The organism is Rhodococcus sp. DK176, assembly GCF_038447315.2.
In the GTDB taxonomy this organism is placed as follows: Bacteria; Actinomycetota; Actinomycetes; order Mycobacteriales; family Mycobacteriaceae; genus Rhodococcus_F; species Rhodococcus_F jostii_A.
This window is the reverse complement of sequence record NZ_CP118321.2, coordinates 6,977,286-7,001,877: the sequence shown is the minus strand read 5'-3', so window position 1 is coordinate 7,001,877 and position 24,592 is coordinate 6,977,286. Positions and strand designations below refer to the sequence as shown.

20 protein-coding genes are annotated in these 24,592 nt (G+C 70.2%); 9 read left to right on the top strand and 11 right to left on the bottom strand.

What is annotated here, in order from left to right:
- Positions 1–16 precede the first annotated feature (16 nt).
- From PSR88_RS32535 to PSR88_RS32525, 3 genes are all read left to right on the top strand, one after another.
- Entirely contained in the window at positions 17–1,444 is a 1,428-nt protein-coding gene (locus PSR88_RS32535) for a zinc-dependent metalloprotease (protein ID WP_016883148.1), read from the top strand.
- A gap of 118 nt (positions 1,445–1,562) precedes the next feature.
- The gene (locus tag PSR88_RS32530; protein WP_009479584.1) at positions 1,563–2,456 is read left to right on the top strand and encodes a hypothetical protein; all 894 of its coding nucleotides are present in this window, start codon (positions 1,563–1,565) and stop codon (positions 2,454–2,456) included.
- Positions 2,453–3,808, top strand: a complete 1,356-nt coding sequence (locus PSR88_RS32525; protein ID WP_011598302.1) for an ABC1 kinase family protein — start codon at positions 2,453–2,455, stop codon at positions 3,806–3,808. Before PSR88_RS32530 ends, PSR88_RS32525 begins: the two co-directional genes overlap by 4 nt.
- 87 nt (positions 3,809–3,895) lie before the next feature.
- Here PSR88_RS32525 and PSR88_RS32520 read toward each other — a convergent pair whose 3' ends face one another.
- Both PSR88_RS32520 and PSR88_RS32515 read right to left on the bottom strand, forming a co-directional pair.
- Positions 3,896–4,237, bottom strand: coding sequence for a WhiB family transcriptional regulator (locus PSR88_RS32520; protein ID WP_016883149.1), 342 nt, complete (start codon positions 4,235–4,237; stop codon positions 3,896–3,898).
- 450 nt (positions 4,238–4,687) lie between these two features.
- Positions 4,688–6,826 carry an ATP-dependent DNA helicase UvrD2 gene (locus PSR88_RS32515; RefSeq protein ID WP_016883150.1) on the bottom strand — a complete coding sequence of 713 codons (2,139 nt, stop codon included), beginning with the start codon at positions 6,824–6,826 and terminating at the stop codon, positions 4,688–4,690.
- 80 nt (positions 6,827–6,906) lie between these two features.
- Here PSR88_RS32515 and PSR88_RS32510 point away from each other — a divergent pair, with 80 nt between their 5' ends.
- Complete coding sequence (locus PSR88_RS32510) at positions 6,907–7,161, top strand: mycoredoxin (protein ID WP_016883151.1); 255 nt, start codon at positions 6,907–6,909, stop codon at positions 7,159–7,161.
- On the opposite strand, the gene nudC is transcribed toward PSR88_RS32510, so the two are convergent.
- Positions 7,158–8,069, bottom strand: a complete 912-nt coding sequence (gene nudC, locus PSR88_RS32505; protein WP_009479579.1) for an NAD(+) diphosphatase — start codon at positions 8,067–8,069, stop codon at positions 7,158–7,160. The two genes, PSR88_RS32510 and nudC, sit on opposite strands and share 4 nt — an antisense overlap.
- A gap of 20 nt (positions 8,070–8,089) precedes the next feature.
- The gene (locus PSR88_RS32500) at positions 8,090–9,157 is read right to left on the bottom strand and encodes a potassium channel family protein (RefSeq protein WP_009479578.1); all 1,068 of its coding nucleotides are present in this window, start codon (positions 9,155–9,157) and stop codon (positions 8,090–8,092) included.
- A 121-nt stretch (positions 9,158–9,278) separates the two neighbouring features.
- Between PSR88_RS32500 and PSR88_RS32495 the strand changes: the two genes are divergently transcribed.
- Positions 9,279–9,677: a MauE/DoxX family redox-associated membrane protein gene (locus PSR88_RS32495; RefSeq protein WP_011598297.1), complete on the top strand. Its 399-nt coding sequence runs from the start codon at positions 9,279–9,281 to the stop codon at positions 9,675–9,677.
- Here PSR88_RS32495 and PSR88_RS32490 read toward each other — a convergent pair.
- Both PSR88_RS32490 and PSR88_RS32485 read right to left on the bottom strand, forming a co-directional pair.
- Positions 9,643–12,990: an ATP-dependent helicase gene (locus PSR88_RS32490; RefSeq protein ID WP_016883152.1), complete on the bottom strand. Its 3,348-nt coding sequence runs from the start codon at positions 12,988–12,990 to the stop codon at positions 9,643–9,645. The genes PSR88_RS32495 and PSR88_RS32490 overlap by 35 nt on opposite strands.
- Positions 12,987–16,283, bottom strand: coding sequence for an ATP-dependent helicase (locus PSR88_RS32485; protein ID WP_016883153.1), 3,297 nt, complete (start codon positions 16,281–16,283; stop codon positions 12,987–12,989). Before PSR88_RS32485 ends, PSR88_RS32490 begins: the two co-directional genes overlap by 4 nt.
- Positions 16,284–16,339: 56 nt before the next feature.
- Here PSR88_RS32485 and PSR88_RS32480 point away from each other — a divergent pair, with 56 nt between their 5' ends.
- The gene (locus PSR88_RS32480) at positions 16,340–17,125 is read left to right on the top strand and encodes an alpha/beta fold hydrolase (RefSeq protein ID WP_011598294.1); all 786 of its coding nucleotides are present in this window, start codon (positions 16,340–16,342) and stop codon (positions 17,123–17,125) included.
- A 10-nt stretch (positions 17,126–17,135) separates the two neighbouring features.
- The gene (locus PSR88_RS32475) at positions 17,136–17,444 is read left to right on the top strand and encodes an MGMT family protein (RefSeq protein ID WP_009479577.1); all 309 of its coding nucleotides are present in this window, start codon (positions 17,136–17,138) and stop codon (positions 17,442–17,444) included.
- 13 nt (positions 17,445–17,457) lie between these two features.
- On the opposite strand, the gene PSR88_RS32470 is transcribed toward PSR88_RS32475, so the two are convergent.
- Together PSR88_RS32470 and PSR88_RS32465 are read right to left on the bottom strand one after the other, a co-directional pair.
- Entirely contained in the window at positions 17,458–18,723 is a 1,266-nt protein-coding gene (locus PSR88_RS32470) for a lipase family protein (RefSeq protein ID WP_009479576.1), read from the bottom strand.
- A gap of 140 nt (positions 18,724–18,863) precedes the next feature.
- The gene (locus tag PSR88_RS32465) at positions 18,864–20,309 is read right to left on the bottom strand and encodes a PLP-dependent aminotransferase family protein (RefSeq protein ID WP_016883154.1); all 1,446 of its coding nucleotides are present in this window, start codon (positions 20,307–20,309) and stop codon (positions 18,864–18,866) included.
- Between the two features lie 61 nt (positions 20,310–20,370).
- Between PSR88_RS32465 and PSR88_RS32460 the strand changes: the two genes are divergently transcribed.
- Positions 20,371–20,496 (top strand): hypothetical protein, encoded by a 126-nt coding sequence (locus PSR88_RS32460; protein WP_272942765.1) that lies wholly within the window; start codon positions 20,371–20,373, stop codon positions 20,494–20,496.
- A gap of 22 nt (positions 20,497–20,518) precedes the next feature.
- On the top strand, positions 20,519–22,267 hold the full coding sequence (locus tag PSR88_RS32455; protein WP_029539451.1) for an NTP transferase domain-containing protein: 1,749 nt from the start codon (positions 20,519–20,521) through the stop codon (positions 22,265–22,267).
- 4 nt (positions 22,268–22,271) lie between these two features.
- Here PSR88_RS32455 and PSR88_RS32450 read toward each other — a convergent pair whose 3' ends face one another.
- The 3 genes from PSR88_RS32450 to nirD are packed head-to-tail and all read right to left on the bottom strand — an operon-like array spanning position 22,272 to position 24,528.
- The gene (locus tag PSR88_RS32450; RefSeq protein WP_016883156.1) at positions 22,272–22,976 is read right to left on the bottom strand and encodes a sirohydrochlorin chelatase; all 705 of its coding nucleotides are present in this window, start codon (positions 22,974–22,976) and stop codon (positions 22,272–22,274) included.
- On the bottom strand, positions 22,973–24,130 hold the full coding sequence (locus PSR88_RS32445) for a uroporphyrinogen-III synthase (RefSeq protein ID WP_011598290.1): 1,158 nt from the start codon (positions 24,128–24,130) through the stop codon (positions 22,973–22,975). The genes PSR88_RS32450 and PSR88_RS32445 overlap by 4 nt, the downstream gene beginning before the upstream one ends.
- A complete protein-coding gene (gene nirD / locus PSR88_RS32440) occupies positions 24,127–24,528 on the bottom strand; it encodes a nitrite reductase small subunit NirD (protein WP_011598289.1) in 402 nt (133 codons plus the stop codon). Before nirD ends, PSR88_RS32445 begins: the two co-directional genes overlap by 4 nt.
- Positions 24,529–24,592 lie beyond the last annotated feature (64 nt).

The following is a 24,592-nucleotide window of genomic DNA, read 5'->3' as shown; positions in this document are numbered from 1 at the left end:
CTTGTACCGTTGAGTCATGAGCAATCCGCCCTTCGGCTTCTCCAAACCCGACGACGATCCCGATCGTGACAAGAACACGGGGGATCAGAACGGGCCCGACCGCGACAAGAACGCGGGCGGTTCCGACGACTTCGGTTTCGGGGCGGGTGGTTTCCCCGCCGGGGGCTTCGACCCGGCCGCCCTCGGCCAGATGCTGACCCAGTTCGGCCAGATGCTGAGCGGGATGGGCACGTCGATGGGCTCCGGTGAGCAGACCGGCCCGGTCAACTACGAGATCGCGAAGAAGCTCGCGCGCCAGCAGATGGGGTCCGTCGCTCCCATCACCCAGGGCAACTCCGAGGCGATCGCCGATGCCTCACGGCTCGCGGAACTGTGGCTCGATGCCGCGACGACGCTGCCCGCGGGCGCAACGAAGACCGTCGCGTGGACGCCCAACGACTGGCTCGACAACACTCTCGACACCTGGAAGCGGCTGTGCGACCCGGTCGCGGAGAAGGTGTCCGGCATGTGGGTGCAGGGGCTGCCCGAGGAAGCGCAGCAGATGGCAGGCCCGATGATCGGCATGATGAGCCAGATGGGTGGCCTCGCGTTCGGCTCCCAGCTCGGCCAGGCCCTGGGGCAGCTGTCCAAGGAGGTGCTCACCTCCACCGACATCGGTCTCCCCCTCGGTCCGGCAGGCACTGGCGCACTGCTCCCCGCCGCGGTGGAGCGGTTCAGCAAGGGCCTCGAACAGCCCGACCGCGAGATCCTCGTCTTCCTCGCCGCACGGGAGGCCGCCTACCAGCGCCTGTACAGCCACGTCCCGTGGCTGCGTCAGCGTCTTCTCGCCACCGTCGAGGAGTACGCCCGCGGCATCACGATGGACTTCTCGGCCATCGAGGACATGGCGAAGGGACTCGACCCGTCTGCACTGACCGATCCGTCGCAGCTCGAGAACATCCTGCAGCAGGGCGCATTCGAACCGCAGACCACACCCGAGCAGAAGCAGGCTCTCGAGCGACTCGAGACGCTGCTCGCCCTCATCGAGGGCTGGGTCGAGGTCGTCGTCGCGTCGGCACTGAACGACCGACTCCCCGGCGTCGCGGCCCTCAGCGAGACGCTGCGCCGCAGGCGTGCGACCGGCGGACCCGCCGAGCAGACATTCGCGACGCTCGTCGGACTCGAACTGCGTCCTCGCAAGGTCCGGGAGGCCGCGCAGCTGTGGACTCGCCTCACGTCCGAGTCGACCGTCGATGCCCGTGACGGTGTGTGGGCCCACCCCGACCTGTTGCCCGACTCATCCGATCTCGACAGCCCGGATGCGTTCGTCGAACGTGTGCTAGGCGGCGGCGACGGCGGCGACTTCGACAATCCGATGGCACAGCTGGAGGCGACCGAGGCGCGCGAGCGGGCCGAGGAAGCCGAACGCGGCAAGTCCGGCAAAGACGACGAGTCCGAGTCCTGACCTTCCGATCCCACCAATTTTCGATAGCGGGAAGTCTGCAGGTCGAGGCATGTTTCGGCCTGTGGACAACCCGCGTTTTCGGCGCTGATGCCCGGTCGTGGCCTGCGATCCTCAGCGTGTGACCATCCAGCCCACACCGCACGTCGGTGTCACTCTCGATCCCCGGATCGCCGTACTCGTCCGCCCCGACGGGCGGGTGCAGTTCGGCTGGGATCCCGAACGCGCGCTCGTACTCGCCCCGCCGCCCGGGGTCCGGACCGAGCAACTCCTGGCCGTCGTCCGACTGCTCGACGGCAAGAACTCGCGGCCGCACATCCTGTGGACCGCCGTCGGGTACGGCCTGGCGCCCACAGACGTGTCGAAACTGCTCGGCGACCTCGACCGGGCCGGTCTGATCGATGTCGCAGGCACGTCCCCCGTCGCGGACACGATCCCGATTCGCGTGCACGGGCGCGGCCCGCTGTCGGATGCGGTGTCGGCCGGGCTCACGGACGGCGGTATCCGGGTCTCCCGCTCCTTCCGCTATTCCGCCGACAGCGACGTCCGGCGGTGGAACGTTCTGTGCGTCGTACTCGCGGACGATCTGGTGGCAGAACCTCGGCTCGTCGCGGATCTGGTCCAGAACGGCATACCGCACCTGCAGGTCCGGCTGCGTGACGGCCGCGGTGTGGTCGGCCCTCTGGTGCTCCCGGGCCACACCAGTTGCCTACGGTGCGCCGACCTCCTCCGTGCCGCGTACGACGAGGACTGGCCGCACCTGTCCGCTCAGCTCCTCGGGACGGTCGGGCACGCGAGCCCCGCCGTGATCATGGCCACGGCAGCAGTCGCCCTCGGCCAACTCGAAGCCGTCTTGGCCGCTCCGCGAGGCGCGCCGCCCAGCAGCCTCGACGCGACGCTCGAGATCGATCTCGGCGCGCACCGGCTATCGACCCGGCGCTGGCCACGGCAGGCGAGCTGCAGCTGCACGTATCTGGCACCCGCCGTGGGCGAATCGAACCGGCTTCGGTCATGATGCATGATGGTGGGGTGTCCGACATCCCCCGCAGGAGTTCCGCCCGCACCGCCAAACTCGCGAGCATCCCGTTGGGGATCGCGGGGCGTGCCGCGATGGGCTTCGGCCGGAAGCTGACCGGCGGTGACAAGGACGAGATCGACGCCCAGCTGAGCGCGAAGGCCGCCGAGCAATTGTTCGCGGTCCTCGGCGAACTCAAGGGCGGCGCCATGAAACTGGGGCAGGCGCTCAGCGTCATGGAGGCGGCGATCCCCGAGGAGTTCGCGGAACCCTACCGTGAATCGCTGAACAAGCTGCAGGCGCAGGCGCCTCCCCTGCCCGCGCGGGCCGTCCACAGAATGCTCGACCAGCAGCTGGGCACCAAGTGGCGTGACCGGTTCCAGTCGTTCGACGACACCCCGACCGCATCGGCCAGCATCGGCCAGGTGCACCGCGCCTTGTGGGCCGACGGTCGCGACGTGGCCGTCAAGGTTCAGTACCCCGGCGCCGACGAGGCGCTGCGCGCCGACCTGAAGACGCTCGGCCGGTTCGCGGGACTGTTCGCCTCGGTCATGCCCGGCGTCGACGTGCGCCCGGTCATCGACGAGTTCACGGCCCGCACCGAGGAAGAACTCGACTACCGGATCGAGGCGAACAATCAGCGCCGCTTCGCCAAGGTGTACGACGGGGATCCACAATTCGCGGTTCCGCACGTGGTCGCCAGTGCCCCCAAGGTGGTGGTCACCGAGTGGATGTCGGCGAAGCCGCTGTCGGCCATCATCGCCGACGGCACCCCCGAGGAACGCAACACCGCGGGTGCACTGCTCGCGGAGTTCCACTTCGCCTCCCCCACCCGCGTCGGCCTGCTCCACTGCGATCCGCATCCGGGCAACTTCATGTTGCACAGCGACGGCCGCCTCGGTGTCATCGATTTCGGTGCCGCGGCACCGTTTCCGCACGGTCTTCCCCCGGTGCTCGGGTCCATGGTCCGGCTGGCGCTCCACGAGCAGTTCGACGAACTGACGGAGTTGCTGCACGCCAACGGATTCGTTCTGCCCGGCCGGACGGTCACCGACAAGGAGATCGCAGACTACCTGCGTCCCGTCACCGACCCGATACGCACCGAATCGTTCCACTTCACCCGTGCCTGGCTGCAGAAGGCCGCGGGTTCCGCGACCGACTTCAACAGTGCGCAGTTCCGGACGGCCCGGGCACTGAATCTGCCGGCGGAGTACCTGATGATCTTCCGGGTTCTCGTCGGCTCGGTGGGAATCTGCGCTCAGCTGGACGCGTACGCGCCGTACATGGAGATCCTCACGCGGTGGCTCCCCGGGTTCGCCGAGCCTGCACCCGAGGACGAAGACACCGTCTGACCTCGAAGACACAGAACGGGCGTTCGCCCGGACCACTCGTGTGAGTGGCCGGGCGAACGCCCGAATTCTCCCGCCCCGTACCGGTTTCTACGCACAGACCAGAGTCTGAGTCTTGCGCGGACGTCCCCGGGGACGCTTGCGGGCGATCACGACACCCTGGTCGAAGATCTCCCCACCCCACACGCCCCACGGCTCACCCCGATCGAGGGCCGCGTCGAGGCAGCGGGAGCGGATCGGGCAGGACGCGCACAGCGCCTTCGCCTGTTCCAGCTCGGTGGGAGAATCCGCAAACCACAGGTCGGGATCATCGACCCGGCAGGGCAGGTCACCACGCGCGGACACTATCTGAACAAATCCGCTTGTGGCGGTTGAGGTTTCGGATACCCCTCGGCATGTCACGGTAGACACGTCCTTCTCCTCTGCTCTCATTGCGACGGTCAATTCTTCGGTTCGATGAAGTGGGTGCGAACCAGAGCCGAGGCTGCGAGCGGGAAAGGTGCTCGAACTACAAAGGCCACGGTCCGCGATGCGGGTCCGTGGCCTTGAAAAGACGGTGGGAGTTGGCCTACCGAGGAATTCCTCGACAACTCCGATACACGGACTCGACTGCTGCTGCGGGACGACGACGGGCTGCCGACCAGACAATCGCCGGTGCCGCTTCCGCCGCGTTCATGCCGAACAGTGCGGAGGCAGCAGCGACTGCCGTCTCATGTGCTTGGTACTTCGTCATTTCACTGCCACCTCCATTTCTTCTCGATCCGATGTGAACCACACGGGTCTCCCCGCGCACTGAAACCACAGTAGGCAATTCTCCAGAACCGCACAACCTATTTTTGACCTGCAGTGATGCGCACTACTCACTCACCGCGCGGGAGTCGTTCAGGGACTACCGCTTCCCTTGATCACACCGAGGACGTCCTCACCGAACTGCTCGAGCTTCTTCGCACCGATCCCGGGGATCGCGACGAGCCCGCGATCGTCCTGCGGTCGCTGCTCGGCGAGAGCCGTCAACGTGTTGTCGCTGAACACCACGTACGCCGGAACCTTCAGCTCCCGCGACTTCTCGAGCCGCCACGACCGCAGCGATTCGAGCAGTTCCACGTCGACGTTCGACGGGCACCCTTCACAGCGACCGAGCATGGTCGCGGTCGTCCCGATCAGCTGTTTTCCGCACAGCCGGCACCGTGGACGCTTCTTGGTGCTCTTGGCGGGCGCCGCGATCCGCGAGGCAGGTGAATCCTCGGGGATGAGGCCGTGCAGGAACCGCGAACGGCGCCGCGACTTGCGGCCGCCCTCGTTCCGGGACAGCGCCCACGACATCTGCAGGTGCTCCCGGGCGCGGGTCACGCCGACGTACAGCAACCGGCGCTCCTCCTCGACGGCGGCCTCGTCCGGTGCCGAATTGGAGTCGCCGAGCACGTGCTGGATGGGCAGCGTTCCGTCGGTCAGCCCGACGAGGAACACGGCGTCCCATTCGAGCCCCTTGGCGGCGTGCAGGGACGCGAGCGTCACACCCTGCACGACGGGTGGGTGCCGCGCCTCGGCCCGCAGGCTCAGTTCACGCAACAGCGCGTCGAGGGTCAACTCCGGGTCCTGGGTCAGCTGCTCCTCGGTGAGCGCGACCAGCGCCGACAGCGACGACCACCGTTCGCGAGCCTGCGCACCCGCCGGTTCCGCGTCGGTCAGCCCCAGCGGAACGAGGACCGCGCGGACGAGCGTGACCAGGTCGGCGCCGACCGCATCCGGCAGGTCGTCGCGACCTGCGGCCTGACGTAGTGCCGCCACGGCCTGACGCACCTCGGTACGCGCGAAGAATCCCTCTCCGCCCCGGACCTGGTACGGGATGTCGAGTTTCGTCAGCGCCTGCTCGTGCACCTCGGACTGGGCGTTGATCCGGTACAGGACCGCGATCTCCGCGACCGGAGTGCCGGACGCGATGAGCCGCTTGATCGTGCGCGCCACCCCGGCGGCCTCGGCCGGCTCGTCGTCGAACTCGACGAAACTCGGCTCCGGTCCGGAGTCGCGTTGCCCGATCAGCTGCAGACGGGTGCCCGCGATCCTGCCGCGCGCCGCTCCGATCACCCGGTTCGCCATCGACACGACCTCGGGGGTCGAACGGTAGTCGCGCTCGAGGCGCACGACGGTGGCCTCGGGGAACCGGCGCGAGAAGTCGAGCAGGTAGTTGGGTGTGGCGCCGGTGAACGAGTAGATGGTCTGGTTGGCGTCACCGACGACGGTGAGGTCGTCCCGCTCCCCGAGCCAGGCGTCGAGGACACGCTGCTGTAGCGGGGTGACGTCCTGGTACTCGTCCACCACGAAGCACCGGTACCGGTCGCGGAACTCCTCGGCGACAGCCGAATGCTCCTCGAGCGCCGCCGCCGTGTGGAGCAGGAGATCGTCGAAATCGAGGAGCATCCCGTCCTGGCCGCGGGCCTTGAGCTGCTCGTAGCCGTGATAGACCTCGGCGACCTTCGCGGCGTCGACCGGCGCCTCCCTGCGTAACTTGGCCACCGCACGCGGGTAGTCCTCCGGCGCGATCAGCGAGGCCTTGGCCCACTCGATCTCGCTCGCCAGGTCGCGGACGCTCTCCGTGCTGGTGGACAACCCGACCCGTCCGGCGGCGGACGACACGACCGCGAACTTGCGGTCCAGCAGCCGCCATTCCGTGTCGCCGATCACCTGCGGCCAGAAGTACCTCAGCTGTCGCAGTGCGGCGGCGTGGAACGTGCGCGCCTGAACCTGCGCTCCCCCGTCGCCGATCCCGAGGCTGCGCAGCCGGCCGCGCATCTCGCCCGCCGCGCGAGCCGTGAACGTGACCGCCAGCACCTGCCCCGCGGCGACGTGCCCACTGGCCACGAGGTGCGCGATACGCCGGGTGATGGTCCGGGTCTTCCCTGTTCCGGCCCCCGCCAGCACACACACCGGGCCCCGGGGAGCGAGTACCGCTGCGGACTGTTCGGGATCGAGACCGGTACTCGTCACCTCTGCTGCGCCGGCTGCTGACATGGCGTCCATCATGACAGGGGCAACCGACACGGCGCGAAGCGGACGAACACCGCAGTGGGAACACACGACGGAGTCGTGGTGTTATATCCGCCGTGACTGCTACCGACACCCCCGCCCTGACCATCTACTCCACCACCTGGTGCGGCTACTGCCGGCGCCTGAAGACCCAGCTGGACGAATCCGGCATCGGCTACGTGGAGATCGACATCGAGGACGACCCGGCATCGGCGGAGTTCGTCGGCAGCGTCAACGGCGGCAACCACGTCGTCCCCACCGTCAAGTTCGCCGACGGCAGCACCGCGACCAACCCGTCGTTGGCGCAGGTCAAGCAGCTCCTCGGCGCCTAGGACTCCGTCGCTGCTCCCGCCCAGGACTCGATGATTCCCCGCGCGATGGAAATCGAGCCCGGGAGCAGCAGCGGGGCGTCGGTGTCCGACGCCCAGTCGCCGAGTTCGAGTGCCGTCCGCACCTCGTCCCGAGTGAACCACCGGGCCTCGGCGATCTCGCCGTCCGCGAACGTCAGCGGGGCGTCGGGATCGCCGACGGCCGCGAACCCGATCATCACCGACCGGGGAAACGGCCACGGCTGGCTGCCCAGGTAGCGCACGTCACGAACGTCGACACCCACTTCTTCCTTGATCTCCCGGACGACGCACGTCTCCAGCGATTCACCGGCCTCGACGAATCCGGCCAGGATCGAGAACCGCCGCGCAGGCCACGTGGGCTGCCGGGCCAGCAGGACGCGGTCTCCGCCGTCGTGCACGAGGCAGATGACCGCCGGATCCGTGCGGGGAAATTCTTCGTGCCCGGTGCTCGTCGAGATCCGCGACCACCCCGACATCGTCGGTTCGGACGGCGCGCCGTCGAGCGCGCTGAAGCCTGCGCTGTCGTGCCAGTTGAGCATCGCGAGGGCCCCGGTGAGTACGCCCGCGTCCGCGTCGTCCAGCGTCCCGCCCAGAATCCGGAGATCGGCGAGCTCGCCGGTCAGCGCCTGCACCCGCACCGCCCATACGTGCCGGTCCTTGCGGATGCCGAGGAAGACCGCCCCGCGTTGCGGTTCGGGGCCGAGTTCGGTGGCCTCCGCGAACACGAGGCCGTCGTCCCCCACCCGCACCTGTCCGCGGTGATTGACGCGCAGCAGCAGCGCATCCCGCCAGCCCGCTCGAAGGGCGTCCGTGTCCGAACGCAATTCCTCGGCCCGCCCGACAGCGGAGCGGGACAGGAGCGGGGTGTCGTTGAGCCGGAATTCAGTCACGCCCTCGACACTACTGCCGGTCAGTTGGCGACCCGACGGATGTACAGCAGTCGGTCGTTCTCCTCGATCGAATCGACCTCCGGAGAGCCGACCCGGATCAGCCGCCCGTCCCGCACCACACCGAGCACGATGTCCGCGAGGTGACGTGGGGAGCCGCCGATCTCGTCCCGCTCGACGGGGCGCTCCGCGATCGCGAAACCCGCCTCCGGAGTCAGGAGGTCCTCCATCATCTCGACGACGCTCGGCGTCTTCGTGGCGATGCCGAGGAGCCGGCCCGCGGTCTCGGACGACACGACGACCGAATCGGCGCCGGACTGCCGGAGCAGATGCGTGTTCTCGGATTCGCGGATCGCCGCGACGATCTTCGCCTTCGGTGCGATCTCCCGCGCCGTCAGCGTCACCAGCACCGCGGTGTCGTCACGGTTGGCCGCAACGATGATCGCCGACGCGTTCTGCGCGCCCGCCAACCGCAGCACGTCCGATTTGGTGGCGGACCCGTGGACCGTGACGAGCCCCTTGCTGGCCGCCGAGTCGAGCACCGCATGATCGGTGTCGACCACCACGATCTCCGACGGCGGAACGTCGTCGCCGAGCATCGCGTCGATCGCGGTGCGTCCCTTGGTTCCGTAGCCGATCACCACGGTGTGATTGCGCACGTGCTGCCTCCAACGCTGGATTTTGAACGCCTGCCGGGAGCTCTGCGTGAGCGCGGAGAGAGTCGTACCGACGAGGACGATGAGGAAGAAGATTCGAAGAGGCGTGATCAGGAGAACGTTGACGAGCCTCGCGGACGGTGTGAACGGCGTGATGTCGCCGTAGCCCGTCGTGGACAACGACACCGTCGCGTAGTAGATGCAGTCGAGCAGCGACAATTCGTTGTCCTGCGCGTCGCGGTAGCCCGCCCGGTCGATGTAGACGATGAGAACCGCCAACATCAACGCCGCCAGGGCGATACCCACGCGGCGGTAGATCGCCCGCGCCGGACTGGTCTGCAGCTCCGGAATCCGGAGCACCCCCACCAACGCGAAGTCAGGCCGGTCGGTCAGGGTGTCCGACCTGGTCAATCTCTCACGCAGCCTACCGGCCATATGTTCGTCCCCACGTTGCACTGAACTCCGACATCGGCTGGCAGCCTAACCCCGATTGTCCCATCGGTGACACGTCGGAGCCTCGTTGTCGCGAACCGAGTTGCTCGGGCAAGCTGACGTCATGCAACGAGAGAGCCACACACCACGACCGAGCCAGAAGCCCGCACTCCGCCTTGCCGCGCTACTGCTCGGCGCCGGCACCATGCACTTCGTCGCCCCCAAGTTCTTCGACTCCACGGTCCCCACCCAACTTCCGGGCGAGGCCCGCACCTACACGTACGTGTCGGGGGTCGCCGAGCTCGCCATCGGCACCGCGCTCGCCGTGCCGCGAACCCGCAGGCTCGGTGGCGGCCTCGCTGCTCTCCTGTTCGTCGCCGTCTTCCCCGCCAACGTCACCATGGCAGTGGACTGGCTGACGAGCTCCAAGACGACGAATGTGCAGAAAGCCGGTGTGCTGCTGCGCCTTCCGCTGCAGATCCCGTTGGTCACCGAGTCGCTGAAGGCTCGGCGTCAGGCCTGATCTCCTCGTCGGGAGAACCGGCGGAACGGAGCAGACGGGCGAGCGCGTCGGCGTCGGGCAGGTGGTCCGGCGCGATCGTCCGCCCGGTCCGCACGTAGTGGAACGCGGCGCGCACCCGCTCGATCGGAACGTCCATCAGTTCGGCCCACGCCAGCCGGTACGCGGCCAACTGCATCACGACGGCCTTCTCGTTGGCCGCGCTCGGCTCGGCGCCGGTCTTCCAGTCGATCACCGTCCACCCGCCGTCGGGGTCGGTGAACACCGCGTCGATCCGGCCGCGCAGCACCGTGCCCGCCACCGACGTCTCGAACGGCACCTCGACCTCGGTCGGGTTGCGGTCGGCCCAGGACGAGCGCAGGAACGCATCCTGCAGGGTCGCGAGGTCGGTGTCGGGGCCCGCGTCCGTGTCGGCGGCACCGGGCAGCTCGTCGAGGTCGAGCAGCCGGGTGGCCCCGAAACGGCGCTCCACCCAGGCGTGGAACGCGGTACCGCGACGCGCGAGCGGATTCGGCGGGAACGGCAGCGGACGCCGCAGCCGGGCGGCCAGGGCGTCCGGGTCGGCTTCCAATTCGACGAGCTGGCTCACCGACAACTGACCGGGCAACACCACCTCGGTGCGTGCGTTCGCCCGCGCCTCGCGCTCCGCGAGAAGCGCGTCGACGTCGGCTGCCCAGTTCTCGGGATCGTCGTCCTCGCCTGCCGGTGCCGGCGCGCCGGCACGCTTCAGCGCCGCGACGACCAGCGCCGCGCCCCGCTCGACCGACTCCCGGCGGAGCCCGAGCGGATCCCGCGGCCACACAGCCGACTTGGGGGTACTCGTCAGCGGGTTCTGCTCGTCGGGTTCGGGTGCGGGCGCCCAGATGTCGACGATCCCGATTCCCTCGTGCTCCTCGTCGGTCACCGTGTCACGCAGTTCGGTGAGGAACTCCGAGGGACCCTTCGGCTCGGTTCCGGATTCTGCCCAGTGGTGACCCGACGCGAACAGCACCCGTTCGGTGCGGGTGAGTGCGACGTAGAACAGCCGGCGGTCCTCGTCGAGTTTGCGCGCCGCCAGCGCCGCCTTGTGCGCCTTCACGGCCTCCTCGAGGTCTTTCCGGTCGTACAGGTTCTCGAGCTCGAGAACGGGCACGCCGTCTGCCGACTCCCCCGGCCGCGCACGGTCTCCGCGCAGTGAGGGCGGCAATTCACCGACGGCACCGAGCCAGGATCCGGACGCCGTCCGCGACGGAAAGACGCCTGCCGTGAGGTGCGGCACCGCCACCACTTCCCACTCCAGCCCCTTGGCGGAGTGCACCGTCAGCACCTGGACGCGGTGCGGGTCCACCTCGACTTCGCCCGGCGCCAAACCTTTTTCGACCGACTCCGCGGCCGACAGGAAGGCGAGCAGTCCGGTGACGGTGGCCGACGTGCGGCTCGCGTACCCGGCAACGACGTCGGCGAAGGCGTCGAGATGTTCACGGCCGGCACTGCCCCGCGCCGACCGACGTGTCCGGGCCTGCGCCTCGATGCCGATACCCAGCGCCCGTTCCACCTCGGCCACCAGCTCGGTGAGTGGCTGCCCGATCCGCTCACGCAGAGACGCCAACTCCGCCGCGACGGCGGTGATCCGGGCGTAGCCGACCTGCGAATAGCGTTCGGCGGGGCCGGGATCCGCGAGGGCATCCGCCAGCCCGGCCTGCTCCGCGTGTTCACCGGGCAACGCCTGGCCGACGGCGTCGGCCAGAGCGGACGAATCGGTGACGGCGCCGGTGGTGCCGTAGCCGGTTCCGATGGCCAGTTCGGATGCTCGCCGCGACAGCGCCGTCAGGTCGGCGGCCCCGATCTGCCATCTCGCCCCGGTCAGCATCCGCACGGCGGCACTGCCCGCCATCGGGTCGGCCACCACCCGGAGCATCGCGATCACGTCGGCCACCTCGGGGGTGTGGAGCAGCCCGCCGAGCCCGACCACTTCGACCGGCAGCCCCCGGGACCGCAGGACCTCCGCGATCGGTGCGGCGTCCGCGTTGCGACGGATCAGCACCGCGGCGGTCGGCGGATCCTCGCCCCTACTGGTGGCGTCCGCGTACTGTTCGGCGATGCGGTCGGCCACCCATTCGCGTTCCTGCACGACGTCACCGGTGAGGGCCAGCCGCACATCACCCGGGACGGCCTGTGGTCGTGCCCGCAGCGTGCTGACCGACACGCCCCGCTCGCGCAGGGACGCCGACGCCATGTTGGCCAGCGCCAGGGCCTCCGGCGGGTTACGCCAGCTCGTGAGCAGTTCCAGGGTCGGCGCCGGATCTCCGTTCGCCAGCGGGAAATCCGTCGCGAAGCGGGGCAGGTTGGCCGCCGAGGCACCACGCCAGCCGTAGATGGACTGCATGGGGTCACCCACCGCGGTGAGCGCGAGTTCGCCGTCGAGACCGCCGCCGAACAGGGACGACAGCAGCACCCGCTGCGAGTGTCCCGTGTCCTGGTACTCGTCGAGCAGCACCACCCGGAAGCGGGTGCGCTCGGCGAGTCCGACCTCGGGGTGGTCCGCGGCGACCCGTGCCGCCAGCGACATCTGGCTGCCGAAGTCGAGCGCACCTTCCCGGCGCAGAGTGTCCGCGAGACGCTGCACCAGTGGAAGGAGTTCCACCCGCCGGTGCTGGGTGTCGAGGATGTCGAGCAGTTCCTTGCCGGGGCCGCCGCGCTGCCGTGGTCCGGCGGGCAGGGTGTGGACGAGTTTGTCGAGCTCGGTGTGCGCCTCCCGCAGATCGTCCGGTTCGACGAGATGCTCGGCCAGTTGCCCGGACAGCGCGAGCACGGCTTCGGTGACGGACGCCGGATTCCGGTCGGTGTCGAGGTCGCCGTCCCACGAGCTGACCACCCGGTGCGCCAGCTGCCACAGTTCCGTCTCCGACAGGAGCGTCGCCGACGGCTCGATGGGCAGCAGGAGCCCGTGCTCGGACAGCAGTCGCCCGGCGTAGGAGTGGTAGGTGCTGACTTCCGGTTCGCCCGCGAGGATTCGCGATCGCAGGTCACCGCTCGGATCGACCCTGCGGAGCAGGTCCGAACCTGCAAGCCGGGCAAGGCGTTTCCGGATCCGGGCAGTGAGCTGCTGCGCCGCCTTGCGGGTGAACGTCAGCCCCAGCACCGCCTCGGGGTCGACGACACCGTTGGCCACCAGCCACACGACGCGGGCCGCCATCGTCTCGGTCTTGCCCGCGCCTGCCCCCGCGACGACGAGGGTCGGGCCGAGGGGTGCCGCGATGACGGCAGCCTGCTCCGGGGTCGGTGGGTGCTGCCCCAGGCCGACAGCGAGTTCCACCGGATCGATACGGATCGTCATTCCGACGTCACCTGCCGTCCCTCGTCGTGCGCGGGGCAACTCGTGCGCACCGGGCAGTGCCGGCAACCGTCGTTGACGCGGGCGAGGAACTCGGGCCCCTTGGTGGCCGCCGCTGCCGCGTGGATGACCGCGAGCCACGTCTCGAGGTCCTCGTCCGACAGCGGTGCCTGCACCCGCTGGGTCGCGCCTTCCTTCCTGTGCGGTTTGGCGACGAAGACCAGCCGCGCCCCACCGGGTTTCGACGCCGGCTCCCCGTCGATCGCGCCGACCGCCGCCGCCACCTGGTACGCCGCGAGCTGGGCGTGCTGCTGGGCGTCGTCCTTGGTGACCGGTGAGCGGGCGGTCTTCACGTCGACGATGACGGGCCTGCCCTCCGCATCGCGCTCGAGCCGATCGATCCGCCCCCGCAGCCGGATCGTCGGGGAACCCTCTTCCCGCGGTTCCAGGACGCCGTCGACTGCCACCTCGACACCGACCTCGGTGAGTTCGGACCGGGTGTTACCGAGCCAGGCGGTGAACGTGGCGAGCATGTCCCGGGTGCGGTCGAGTTCACGCCGCGAGTACCACTGAGATCCCAGATCGATCGAATCCCAGGCATTCTCGAGCGCGCGTGCCACCTGATCGGGCGGGATCCGCCCGGCGAGCGCCTGCACCAGAGTGTGCACGAGCGTTCCGGCGATGGCGTGAGTGTTGTCGCCGTCCGTCCCGCCGTGGCGTTCGAGCAGCCACCGCAGCGGGCACGTGTTGAGCAGGTCGATGGTGGACGGCGACAACGACACCGGACCGTCCTCCTCGTTCCACAACGCCACGCCGGTGCTCGGTTCGGCGGTGCCGTACCACTGGTCCGGGTGTGCACCACGCACTCCGGCGTCGGCGAGCCGGGCGAGTTGGCGCGCCGCGCGTTCCTGCCGGGCGGGGTCGGATTCCGCGACGTCCGGATCGCAGACCACGCTGCGCAACTCGGCGACCAGGGCGGGGAGGGCCAGGACCCGGGTCGCGGGATCCTCCGCCTGCACGACCGCCTCCTCGACGTCCGAATCCTGGTCTCCGGAGAGCAGTTCGTCGACGAACCGGGAGTGGACGAGGTCGGCGTCGCCGCTGGCCGAGTCGACCGCGGTGACGAGCAGACTCCGCCGCGCCCGGCTGCACGCCACCAGGAAGAGCCTGCGTTCCTCGGCCAGGAGAGGTGCGGTGCGCGACATCCGGTCGGCAGCCGTCTCGCTGCCGTCGGACACTCCGGCCGTCAGGTCGATCAGCGCCTCGGTGCCGAGCAGGCTTCCGCGAGCCCGCAGACTGGGCCACAGCCCTTCCTGCACACCCGCGACCGCGACGACGTCCCATTCGCGGCCGGCAGCCGAGTGGGCGCTGAGCACCGAGACCGCGTCGACCGGGACGGCGGAGACGTTCCGGGTGGTGGGAATGGCCTGCCCGGTGAGGTAGTCGACGAACCCGGCGAGCTGTGCGCGCGGGAGGCGGTCGACGTAACTCGCCGCGGCATCGAACAGGGCGACCACGGCGTCGAGGTCGCGGTCGGCCTGTGCGCCGATCGGACCCCCGCGGGCGGAGGCCGCCGACCAGCGGCGTTCGAGTCCGGTGGCCTGCCATGCCGCCCACAGCACGTCCTCGATGCCGCGCCCGCGGTCCAGGGGAACCTTCGCCTTGCGCAGCACGGACAGCACCCGGTTCAGGGATGCCGCTTCGACGTCGGTCAGCTTGGCCGTGACCCTGCGGGTGCCGTCGGTCTCGCCTACCAGCACGAGACGGAGGAGCTCCGCGGAGTCGCGGTCGCCGCCGGACGCCAGCTCGGCGCGCCGCAGACCACGGCGAAGACGCCGGAGCGCCACGGGTTCTGCGCCGCCGACCGGGCCGGCGAGCAGGGCGAGCGCGTCCTCGCCCGTGAATTCCTGCCCCGACAGGGCCCGCAGCACCAGCATCAATCCCGACACCCCGTGCTGACGGGCCAGCGGCAACTCGGACGCCGCGGTGGTGACGGGCACACCCGCACCCAGCAGGGCGCGGCGCAGCGGCGCCAGGGCCCGCGGCACCGAGCGCACGATCACCGCCATCTCCGACCACGGCACCCCGTCGAGGAGGTGGGCGCGACGCAGGGTGTCGGCGACGAGCGCGGCCTCTTTCGCCACCGTGCTCAGCACCCGGACCGACGTCCGTCCACCGTCCTGCGCGGGGCTCCAGATCCGATGCGGCAGGTGTCCCGGAAGCCGGGACGTGATCCGGGCCGCCGTGGTCGCGACCTCCGCCGAACTGCGAAAGTTGACCGGCAGCAACACCTGCCGGGGATCGCCCTTGTCGGCCAGGTCGGCGAGGAACGTCGGGTCGGCTCCGCGAAAGCCGTAGATCGACTGGTCCGGGTCGCCGGCGACGACCGTGGTGCGAGTGCCGGTGCCGAGGAGCCGGACGAGTTCCGCGGCCTGCGGGTCGAGGTGCTGGGCGTCGTCGACGAGCAGGTGCCGAACCCGGGCCCGCTCGATGCGCAGCAGGTCCGGGTCGGTGGCGAACGCGGTGAGGGCCGCACCGATGAGTTCGGCGGCGTCGAGCGCGGGCGCCGTGGCCTCGGGGGCCTCGACACCGACGGCTCCGCGCAGCAGCATCCCGTGCTCGTACCGGGCGGCGAACATTCCTGCCGCCACCCACTCGGGACGGGAGTGCCGCTGCCCCAGCCTGATCAGGTCTTCCGGGCCGAGTCCGCGCTCGCTCGAGCGCAGCATGAGGTCGCGTAGTTCGACGGCGAAGCCGCCCAGCGCCAGTGCGGGACGCAGACGTTCGGGCCACATCTCGCCGCCGTCCGCGATGTCGCCGTGCAGCATCTCGCGCAGCACCGCGTCCTGTTCGGCGCCGGTGATGAGCCGTGGGGGCGGATTTCCGTGGGCGGCGGCCTGCAGTCTCAGCACCGCGAAGGCGTAGGAGTGGACGGTGCGGACGAGCGGTTCGCGCGTGGCGCGGGGGCCGTGGTGTTCGTCGTGGCCGATGAGGGCGGCGGTGACCTCTTCGCGCACCCGCCCCGCCGCTCGCTTCGACTGCGTCAGCACCAGCACCGACTCCGGGTCCTCGCCGCCGGCGATCCGGTCGACCGCGACGTCGACGAGAAGCGACGTCTTGCCCGTTCCCGGGCCGCCGAGCACCTGCCAGGGATTCCAGCCCAGGCCGAGGGGCGGTGCGGTGAGGACCTGCTGCGTGGCGTCGTCCCACACCCGGGCCTCGCGGACCGGGTTCTGGCGGTGCACGAGCCGGGCACGGGGAACCGACGTCCTGGTGCGCACCGCCGATTCCGTCATGGGTGGCATTCCACCAGAACGGTCCGACATCTCGTGCGGCGACCCGATCCGGCATCATGGGTCACGTGTCAGCACTGAATACGTACCTGTTCGGCGCCGAGGACGGCACGGAGATCCTCGCCCTGCACGGACTCACCGGTCACGGCAGACGGTGGGAGGCGCTGGCCACCGACCAGCTGCCGGACGCCCGCTGGATCTCCCCCGACCTGCTCGGCCACGGCCGCTCCACGTGGGCGCCGCCGTGGAATCTCGAGGCCCACGTCGCGAGTCTCGTCGACACGCTCGACGCATACGCCCGGGGACCCGTGCTCGTGGTGGGCCACTCGTTCGGGTGCGCCCTGGCACTGCACCTGTCGCGTGCCGTCCCCGACCGCGTCCGGGGACTCGTGCTGCTCGATCCCGCGATCGGGCTCGATCCCGAGCTGATGCAATCGGTGGCGGATCTCACCATCTCCTCCCCCGACTACACCGACGTCGCGGAGGCCCGGTCCGAGAAGGTGCACGGCTCGTGGGGTGAAGTGGCCCGCGACGTCCTCGAGAACGAGATCGCCGAACACCTGGTGCCGCTGGCGAACGGCCGGGTCAACTGGCGGCTGTCCACCCCCGCCGTCGTCACGGCGTGGGGTGAGCTCGCACGCGAGGCCGTCCTGCCGCCCGCGCACCTGCCGACCGTCCTCGTGCAGGCGTCGAGGGTGCAACCGCCGTACGTCACACCCGAGTTCCGCCAGGCTCTCACCGACCATCTGGGCGACAACCTCACCGCCGTCGACCTCGACTGCGATCACATGGTGCCGCAGGCCCGGCCCGACGAGGTCGCCGAGCTCGTCCGCACACTCCTCTGATGGTCGTGTGATGGTCGCGACGACGGAGGAACAGGTCGAGGCGGTCCGCGCGCTGGTCGCGTCGATTCCGCCCGGGCGGGTGGCCACGTACGGCGACATCGCCTCGGCGGCAGGGTTGTCCAGTGCGCGGACGGTCGGCTGGATCATGCGCACCGACTCCGCAGACCTCCCCTGGCACCGGGTGCTGGGCGCGTCGGGACGACCGGCACCGCACCTCGCGCACCGGCAGATCGCGAAGCTCGAACTCGAGGGTGTTCCCATCCGCGACGGCCGCGTGGATCTCGCGGCGGCCCGGCACCGGTTCGATCGGTCCGGCTGACGTCCCGCCCGCCTCAGCAGGTGCTCGGTGCAGGATCACCGCGGAACCGGGCGTCCATCCAGTCCAGCCCCTGGGGCAGTCCCAGCGCCGCCGCCGACAGGTGGTCGGGGGTCGGAGTGAGCAGCGTCTGCACCGGTGTGCCCGCGTCGCAGTACCGCCGCAGGGTGGTGTCGATCGAATCGACCGGGATCAGGGCGTCCGTCGGGCTGTGCCATTCGAAGATCGGCGTGGTGGGCACGCCCGGATACAGCTCCAAGCTGTTCTCCTCCATCACCTTCCACGCTTCCGGATCGTCCATGAAGTTCTTGTTGTCGGTCATCTGTGACGCGCTGCGCCCCAGTCCGAACAGCATGATCTCGTTGGTGCATCCGTTGCCGATCATCTGCTTCATCCAGCGGCCCTCGTCGTTGAGCTGGCCGCTGACGTCGATGCGGTCCGGGTATTCGCGTTCCAGGCCCAGTGCGGCGGCCATCGCGAGACCGAACGCGGGGTGCGGGTTGGTGCCGAGTGCCTCCGCCATCTTCACCAGGTTCATCGGGGTTCCGCCCTCGGCGGCACCGACGATATTCAGTTCGGGGGCGTAGCTCGGCGCCAGCGCCGCCGCCCAGGCCGTGGCCATGCCGCCGCCGGAGTATCCGCCCAGTCCGACCTTGCTGTTCTGCACCTGCAGTTCCGGGACCTGCTGCACGGCGCGGATGCCGTCGAGGGTGATCTGGCCACCGAGCTTCGCCGCGCCGTACGCCATCCTCGGTCCGAGATGGTCGGGCAGCGCCACTGCCCACCCGCGCGCGAGTGCGATGTTGAGTCCCGCAGCCTCGCGGATCTGGTGCAGGGGGTCGGTGGTGTAGAGCTCGGTGACGATCTTGCACTTGTTGCCCAGCGAATTGATGATGTGCTGGTACGACACCAGCGGTCCGTCCGGGACGTGGTTCGGGGGCAGCACGTATGTGGTGTTCGCCGCGATCGGCTTGCCCTCGGAGTCGGTGGTCCGGAAGAGCAGCTCCCACATTGCGCTGCCGGGGAAGTAGTACGACGGCGGCAGCTGGCGGATCTTCAGGACCTCGCCCGGTGCATGGTCGGCGACGTCCGCGGGCTGGATGTAGAAGGGGTCTGGGTCGGCGACGGGGAAGATCGCGTCGGCGGCGGGTGGGGACAGCAGGGGGGGCAACGGCAACGGGGGTTGTGCCGTGGAGGTGCCTGCGCCCGCGAGGGCGGCAGTCAGCGCGAGGACCGAGCCGAGTACAGCGGTGCCGAAGGATCTGCGGAACAACGAGCCCATGACATACCCCACAATTCAGCGAGCGGTCGACGGCATCACTATGCCAGAGCGTCGATAAAGATCAGCCCCTTTCCCGGTACCGAACTGGTCTCTGACTGATACTTGGATTCACAGGTACTTTCTCGTCGGACACCCGCGCGTCACACGACGAGCGTCGGCGACGCGGACATCGACGCGTCGCCGGACACGACCAGGGTGGCAAGGATATTCACGGCCGCGGTCAGCTCGGACACCGGCCGCGTGAACGGCAACCGCTGGTGGTCGTCGAACAGATGGCCGGTGCCGAACCGGGGCCCGGGCGCCAGGAGCAAGCCCCTCGACCGTGCCGCGGCGACGAGATCCGTCGAACCCGTTCCGGCCGGGAGCGCGCACCACAGGGACAGTCCCCCGGCAGGCAGCACGTAGTTCCACCCGGGCAACCGATCGTCGACCGCCGCCGCGAGCGCGTCCCGCTGCACCCGGAGGTCGCGGCGCCGCTGCGCGACCAGGCGGTCGTGCCGGGCGAACAAGCGCACGGCCGCAAGCTGATCCAGCACCGAGACCGACAATTGCCTGCGTGCCATGATCTTGGCCATCTGCGCGGTGCGGGCGGCCTCGGCGCGCACCCAGCCGATGCGGATACCTCCCCACACGGTTTTGCTGAGGCTGCCGATCGCCACGGCCGCCGATTCCGGGACCGGGACGCCGAACGGCTCGAGGTCGTCCGAACCGTCCAGCACGAGTTCCGCCGCCACCTCGTCCACGACGGTCACCACGCCGTGGCGCGCCAGGGTCGCGGCCAGTCGCCGCCTTCCCTCCGGGGTCGCCCTGGCTCCCGAGGGATTGGAGAAGTCCGGCATCAGGTACGCCACCGTCGGGGCGCTCTGCCGCGCCGCCCGGTCGACCTCGGCGACGAACGCGTCCGGGTCGGTCGCATCGATCGCCACCGGAACGGGTCTGCCGCCGGCCGCCTGCACGGACTCGACCGCGCCGGGGTAGGTCGGGTGTTCGACCAGGACGCGATCGCCCGCCTCGACCAGCGCTTCGAAGACCACTTCGGTGGCATCACCCGCGCCACCCGTGACGAGGATCTGGTCCGGGGTGGTCGGGCGACCCCTGCGGGTGTAGTGGCCTGCTATCGCCGCCCGCAGCGTTGTCAGTCCGCCGGGGTGGTATCCGTGCTGGGGCATGAAGCGGGGCAACTCGTCGACGGCGTCCAGGTAGGCCTCCCTGAGTTCGGGGGCGGCCGCCGGCGCGGCATTGACGAGGTCGATGACACCGTCCACCGGCGCGCCCACCATGCTTCCCCACGCCGGCGGTCCCGACGGCATCGCCACGAAGGTTCCCGATCCGTGTCGCGCCGACGCCCAGCCGGACTCGCGGAGTTCGCGATACGCGGCACTGACAGTTACCCGGCTGAGCCGGAGCTCCTCCGCGAGGGCCCGTTCGGCGGGCAGCCGGACTCCCACGGCCATCGACCCGTCCGCCACTCTCTCGCGGAGGGCGTCGGCGAGCCCGCGGTACAGCGGTTGCCCGCCGGTGGGCGCCGCCCCGAGCAGCACCGCCAATTCGGTTGCCGAGACGCTTCGGACTGGTTCGACACTCATACAGGCCACTTTTCCACAGAGGACTGGAATTCGCGGTCCACTTTGCCCCGACAATCGATACATGCTCGTAATTGGAATCCTCTTGACCCTCAGCCTGGCGTCGGTGGCCTGGCTCTGCGTCAGCACGGCGCGCGGCGGACGGTCCGGGCTCGCCGGACCTCCGCGCAGCCACCTGCACAGCGACTGAGGGTGTGCGGCAGCATGAGGGAATGAACTCTGCCGCACCCGTTCACGCGATCGTCCTCGCCGGTGGACGAGCCACTCGGATGGGCGGCGTCGACAAGCCGGCCGTGGTGGTCGGCGGACGCCGGATGCTCGACACCGCCCTCGACGCCGTCGACGACTGTGAGCGCATCGTCGTCGTGGGACCTCGGCGCGCCGACCTCGATTCGACGGTGCTCCAGACACAGGAGACGCCGCCGGGCGCCGGGCCGGTCGCGGGGGTGGCCGCCGGACTCGCCGTGCTCGACGCCGAACCGGACGACCGGGTGATTCTGCTCGCGTCGGATCTGCCGTTCGCGGAACCCACGATGGTGGCGGCCCTCGCCGCCGCCGTGCAGGACGCCGACACCGTGTTCGCGATCGACGAGTCCGGCCGCCTGCAGTTCCTGTTGTCCGCGTGGCGTGTCGGTGCGTTGACCGACCGTGTGCGCTCGCTCGGGTCGGCGGTCAACCAGCCGATGAAGGCGCTCGTTCCGGACACGTTCGACACTGTCCTGTTCCGCGGCGTCACCGACTGCGACACACCGGAGGACGTCGAGCGGGCCCGGAGCAGGGCCGCGGCGGCACCGGTCACGATCACCGAGGCAAGGGAGGCGATCCTGTCTGTCGTCCCCCCGCTCCCGCCGCGGTCCGCGGCGCTCGGCACAGCGCTCGGCGCCACCCTCGCCGAGCCGTTGCTCGCCGCCGAAGCTCTCCCGCGCATCGCCGTCTCCGCCATGGACGGATACGCCGTCGCGGGCGACGGTCCGTGGATGCTGCGCGACGACATCCGCTACGCGGGAAGCTCCGAGGAACTCGAACTGGCGGAGGGCGAGGCGGCCCGGATCGCGACGGGTGCGCACCTCCCCACCGGCGCCACCGCCGTCGTGCGCGACGAATTCGCCGTGGCCACAGGCACTTCCGAGGGGCCGCGACTGTCCCGCCGGGAAGACGCCCCCGTGCGCGACGACGCGCGGCGGCGTGGAGAGGACTGGCACGAGGGGTATCGGCTCGCGGCGGAGGGCACGGCCGTCACGCCCGCCCTCGTCTCCGCGGCTGCGAGCGCGGAGGTGACCACCGCGGGGGTCCGCGGACCCGTCCGCGCGCACGTGGTGGTGACAGGGGACGAGATCCGGCGGGACGGTCCGCTGCGCCATGGGCAGACGCGGGACGCTCTGGGACCCGTTCTCCCCCAGTTCCTCTCGTGGTGCGGGATCCGGACGGTCGCGGACACCCACCTGCGGGACACGTCCGCCAGCTTCGACGAACTGTTCAGGGAAGTCCGCCAGCCGGATCTGATCGTGATCGTCGGGGCCACCGGCGGCGGCGCGGCCGACCAGTTGCGTGCGGCGCTCGACCGGGCGGAGGCCCGCATCGTGGTGGGGCGGGTGCGGTGCCGCCCGGGCGGTTCACAGGTCACCGCGCTGCTGCCCGACGGGCGGGTGGTAGTCGGGCTGCCCGGGAACCCGTACGCCGCGGTCGTGACGCTCCTGACCACGGTTCCGTCCATCGCGGCCGCACTCACGGGCCGCGGCCCGGCACCGCGTCAGCTGGCGCGAATCGCGAATGCGTCCGAGGTCAGTGGTGACGCCACCCGCATCCTGCCCGCGGTCCCCCAACCGGACGGCACGTGGCGCGTCGACCCCGGAATCCGCACCGCGCATCTCGCGGGCCTGATCGACCGCGAAGCGCTGGCGCTGGTCCCTGCCGGTGCGGCCGACGGTGATCTGGCCGAACTGGTGCCGCTACCGCGCTGACGGGTCAGCGCTGGAACGACAGGGTTCGCTGCGCGGCCGGAATTCCGCTGCGGTAGCGCTCCGCCACGAGGTCGACGATGGCCGGATCGACACCGAGCGGCTCGGCCACTCCGTCCGCACCGGCATCGGCGAGGCGCGCGTGAAACAGTCCGTGGGCCAGGAGATACGACGCGACGAACACGCGCTTCTCGCCGCCCGCACGCAATCCGGCCACCACGTCGGGGACGCGCGGCTGCGCTGTCGCCACGTAGCCGATCCGGACCCGCGACGCGACGAGCTCCGACAGCAACGCCGCGGCGCGCCGGATGTCACGCAGGGCCCGCGGGTCGGACGATCCGGCCGCGGCGAGCACGACCGCGTCGCCGGGCCGCCAGCCCACGTCGACGAGGCGCCGCAGCAGGACCTCCGCGAGGACGGGGTCCGGTCCCAGCGCCCGGGTCACGGCCACCGAGGGGTGACCACTGTCCGCGACTTCCCGCGGAACGTCGGTGTGGACGTGGTAGCCGGACGCGAGGAACGCCGGGACCACGACGGCGGGCCCGGTGATGTCGCGGAGCACCTCGGCCGGTGAGGGCCCGAGAACGTCCACGAAGGACACCCGGGTGGGTCCGACCTGCTCGGCGACGGCGTCGGCGAGCGCGGCGATCATCTCCACGCCCCGGGGACTCCGCGTTCCGTGTGCCACCAGTACCAGTGCTGTCTCGTTCATTGCTGTCCCTCCTCACGTGAATCGACGCAGTCGACGGGGTCGAGAGCGAGGCGGTATCCCCGCTTGACCACCGTCTGAACGGCTTTCGGTGCACCCAGGGACGCCCGCAGCCTCGCCACGGCCGTCTCCACGGCATGGGTGTCGCCGCCACCGCCGGGCAGCGCCGCGAGCAGTTCGTCCCGGGGCACGACCCGGCCGGGCCGGGCGCCGAGCGTGCGAATCAGCGACATCGCGGCGGGGGGCAGCTGCCGCACCTCGCCGTCGACGACGACGCAGCCGCCGCGGATGCTCAGCTCGTGTCCGGCGGTCTGGATCTTGTTCGCCCGCCTGGGCAGTTCGTCGGCGATGTGCCGCGCGAGCGCACCCAGCCGAGAGCGCGCCGGCATCGTCGTCGGCACCTCGAGTTCGCGCAGCGGTCCGGCGGTCACCGGCCCCACGCAGGCCGCGAGCACGCGGTGCCGGAACGAGTGCAGCACCATCTCGATCATTCCGGTCTCCTTGGCGCGGGTCAGCAGCGAGGCCACCGCCGGTGCGCTGGTGAAGCTGACCGCGTCGAGGCCGCCGGAGGCGATCAGTTCGATCATCCGGTCCATCGGGGCCTGGTCCTCGAGCGGCGTCCACCGGTAGACGGGGACGGCGATCACGTCGGCGCCCGCACAGCGGAGCACCTCGCAGAAGTCCGCGACCGGCTCCCATTCCGTGGTGGCACCGTGCAGCTGGACCGCGATGCGCTTGCCTTCGACGCCCTCACCGAGCAGGTGATCGAGCACCTCCGCCGACGACTCCGAGGCGGGTGACCACTCTTCCCGCAGGTCCGCGGCCCGGATCGCGCCCTTCGCCTTGGGTCCGCGGGCCAGCAGGCGGCTCGCCGCCAGTGCGCGGCCCAGTTCCTCCGCTTCACCCCAGCCGTCCGCGGCCTCCATCCAGCCGCGGAAGCCGATCCCCGTCGTCGCGACGACGATCTCCGGCGGGTTGTCGATGATCTGGCGGGTGACGCGCTCGAGTTCGGTGTCGTCGGCCAGCGGGATGATGCGGATCGCCGGAGCGTGCACCACGGTGGCACCACGCCGCGTCAGCAGTGTGGCGAACTCTTCCGCACGCCGGGACGCCGTGATCCCGATCGTGAACCCGCACAGCGGCGTGTCGTCGTTCACGCGTTCGTGCTGTGAACCTGGACGACGCCGGCCCACACCCGCACGTCGTACACGGGCAACCGCACCGACTCGTCGTCGAGGCAGCGACCGTCGACCAGCGAGAACACCTGCTTGAGCAGCGGTGACGCCACGGTGGGCTCGCCTGCCCGGTCACCCACGAGGCCGCGGGACATCACGGCCGCGCGCCCGAACGGGTCGATGTTGCCCACGGCGCGCAGCGATCCGTCCTCGAGCAGGAACAGTGCCACCTGCTCACCGCCCCGCAGCAGCACCGCCACCCCGAGACCGGGAATCAGCTGGCTGAGCGGGCACGCGGACGTCCATTCGAGACGGCCTGACTTGACGCTCTCACGCCTGGTTCCACTGGCACTGTGCACATTCATGTCGACGACGGTCATCACAGTCCTCCTTCGGGCTGGTGTGTATCCGTGCTTGGATACATCGTTCGGGGTCGGTGTTTCC

Excerpts from the sequence above, each read along its gene's own strand:
- PSR88_RS32535 (WP_016883148.1), top strand. The coding sequence starts at position 17 with ATGAGCAATCCGCCCTTCGGCTTCTCCAAACCCGACGACGATCCCGAT.
- PSR88_RS32525 (WP_011598302.1), top strand. The coding sequence starts at position 2,453 with ATGATGCATGATGGTGGGGTGTCCGACATCCCCCGCAGGAGTTCCGCC.
- PSR88_RS32520 (WP_016883149.1), bottom strand. The coding sequence starts at position 4,237 with ATGAGAGCAGAGGAGAAGGACGTGTCTACCGTGACATGCCGAGGGGTA.
- PSR88_RS32515 (WP_016883150.1), bottom strand. The coding sequence starts at position 6,826 with ATGATGGACGCCATGTCAGCAGCCGGCGCAGCAGAGGTGACGAGTACC.
- PSR88_RS32500 (WP_009479578.1), bottom strand. The coding sequence starts at position 9,157 with ATGGCCGGTAGGCTGCGTGAGAGATTGACCAGGTCGGACACCCTGACC.
- PSR88_RS32495 (WP_011598297.1), top strand. The coding sequence starts at position 9,279 with ATGCAACGAGAGAGCCACACACCACGACCGAGCCAGAAGCCCGCACTC.
- PSR88_RS32490 (WP_016883152.1), bottom strand. The coding sequence starts at position 12,990 with ATGACGATCCGTATCGATCCGGTGGAACTCGCTGTCGGCCTGGGGCAG.
- PSR88_RS32485 (WP_016883153.1), bottom strand. The coding sequence starts at position 16,283 with ATGACGGAATCGGCGGTGCGCACCAGGACGTCGGTTCCCCGTGCCCGG.
- PSR88_RS32480 (WP_011598294.1), top strand. The coding sequence starts at position 16,340 with ATGGGTCACGTGTCAGCACTGAATACGTACCTGTTCGGCGCCGAGGAC.
- PSR88_RS32475 (WP_009479577.1), top strand. The coding sequence starts at position 17,136 with ATGGTCGCGACGACGGAGGAACAGGTCGAGGCGGTCCGCGCGCTGGTC.
- PSR88_RS32470 (WP_009479576.1), bottom strand. The coding sequence starts at position 18,723 with ATGGGCTCGTTGTTCCGCAGATCCTTCGGCACCGCTGTACTCGGCTCG.
- PSR88_RS32465 (WP_016883154.1), bottom strand. The coding sequence starts at position 20,309 with ATGAGTGTCGAACCAGTCCGAAGCGTCTCGGCAACCGAATTGGCGGTG.
- PSR88_RS32460 (WP_272942765.1), top strand. The coding sequence starts at position 20,371 with ATGCTCGTAATTGGAATCCTCTTGACCCTCAGCCTGGCGTCGGTGGCC.
- PSR88_RS32455 (WP_029539451.1), top strand. The coding sequence starts at position 20,519 with ATGAACTCTGCCGCACCCGTTCACGCGATCGTCCTCGCCGGTGGACGA.
- PSR88_RS32450 (WP_016883156.1), bottom strand. The coding sequence starts at position 22,976 with ATGAACGAGACAGCACTGGTACTGGTGGCACACGGAACGCGGAGTCCC.
- nirD (WP_011598289.1), bottom strand. The coding sequence starts at position 24,528 with ATGACCGTCGTCGACATGAATGTGCACAGTGCCAGTGGAACCAGGCGT.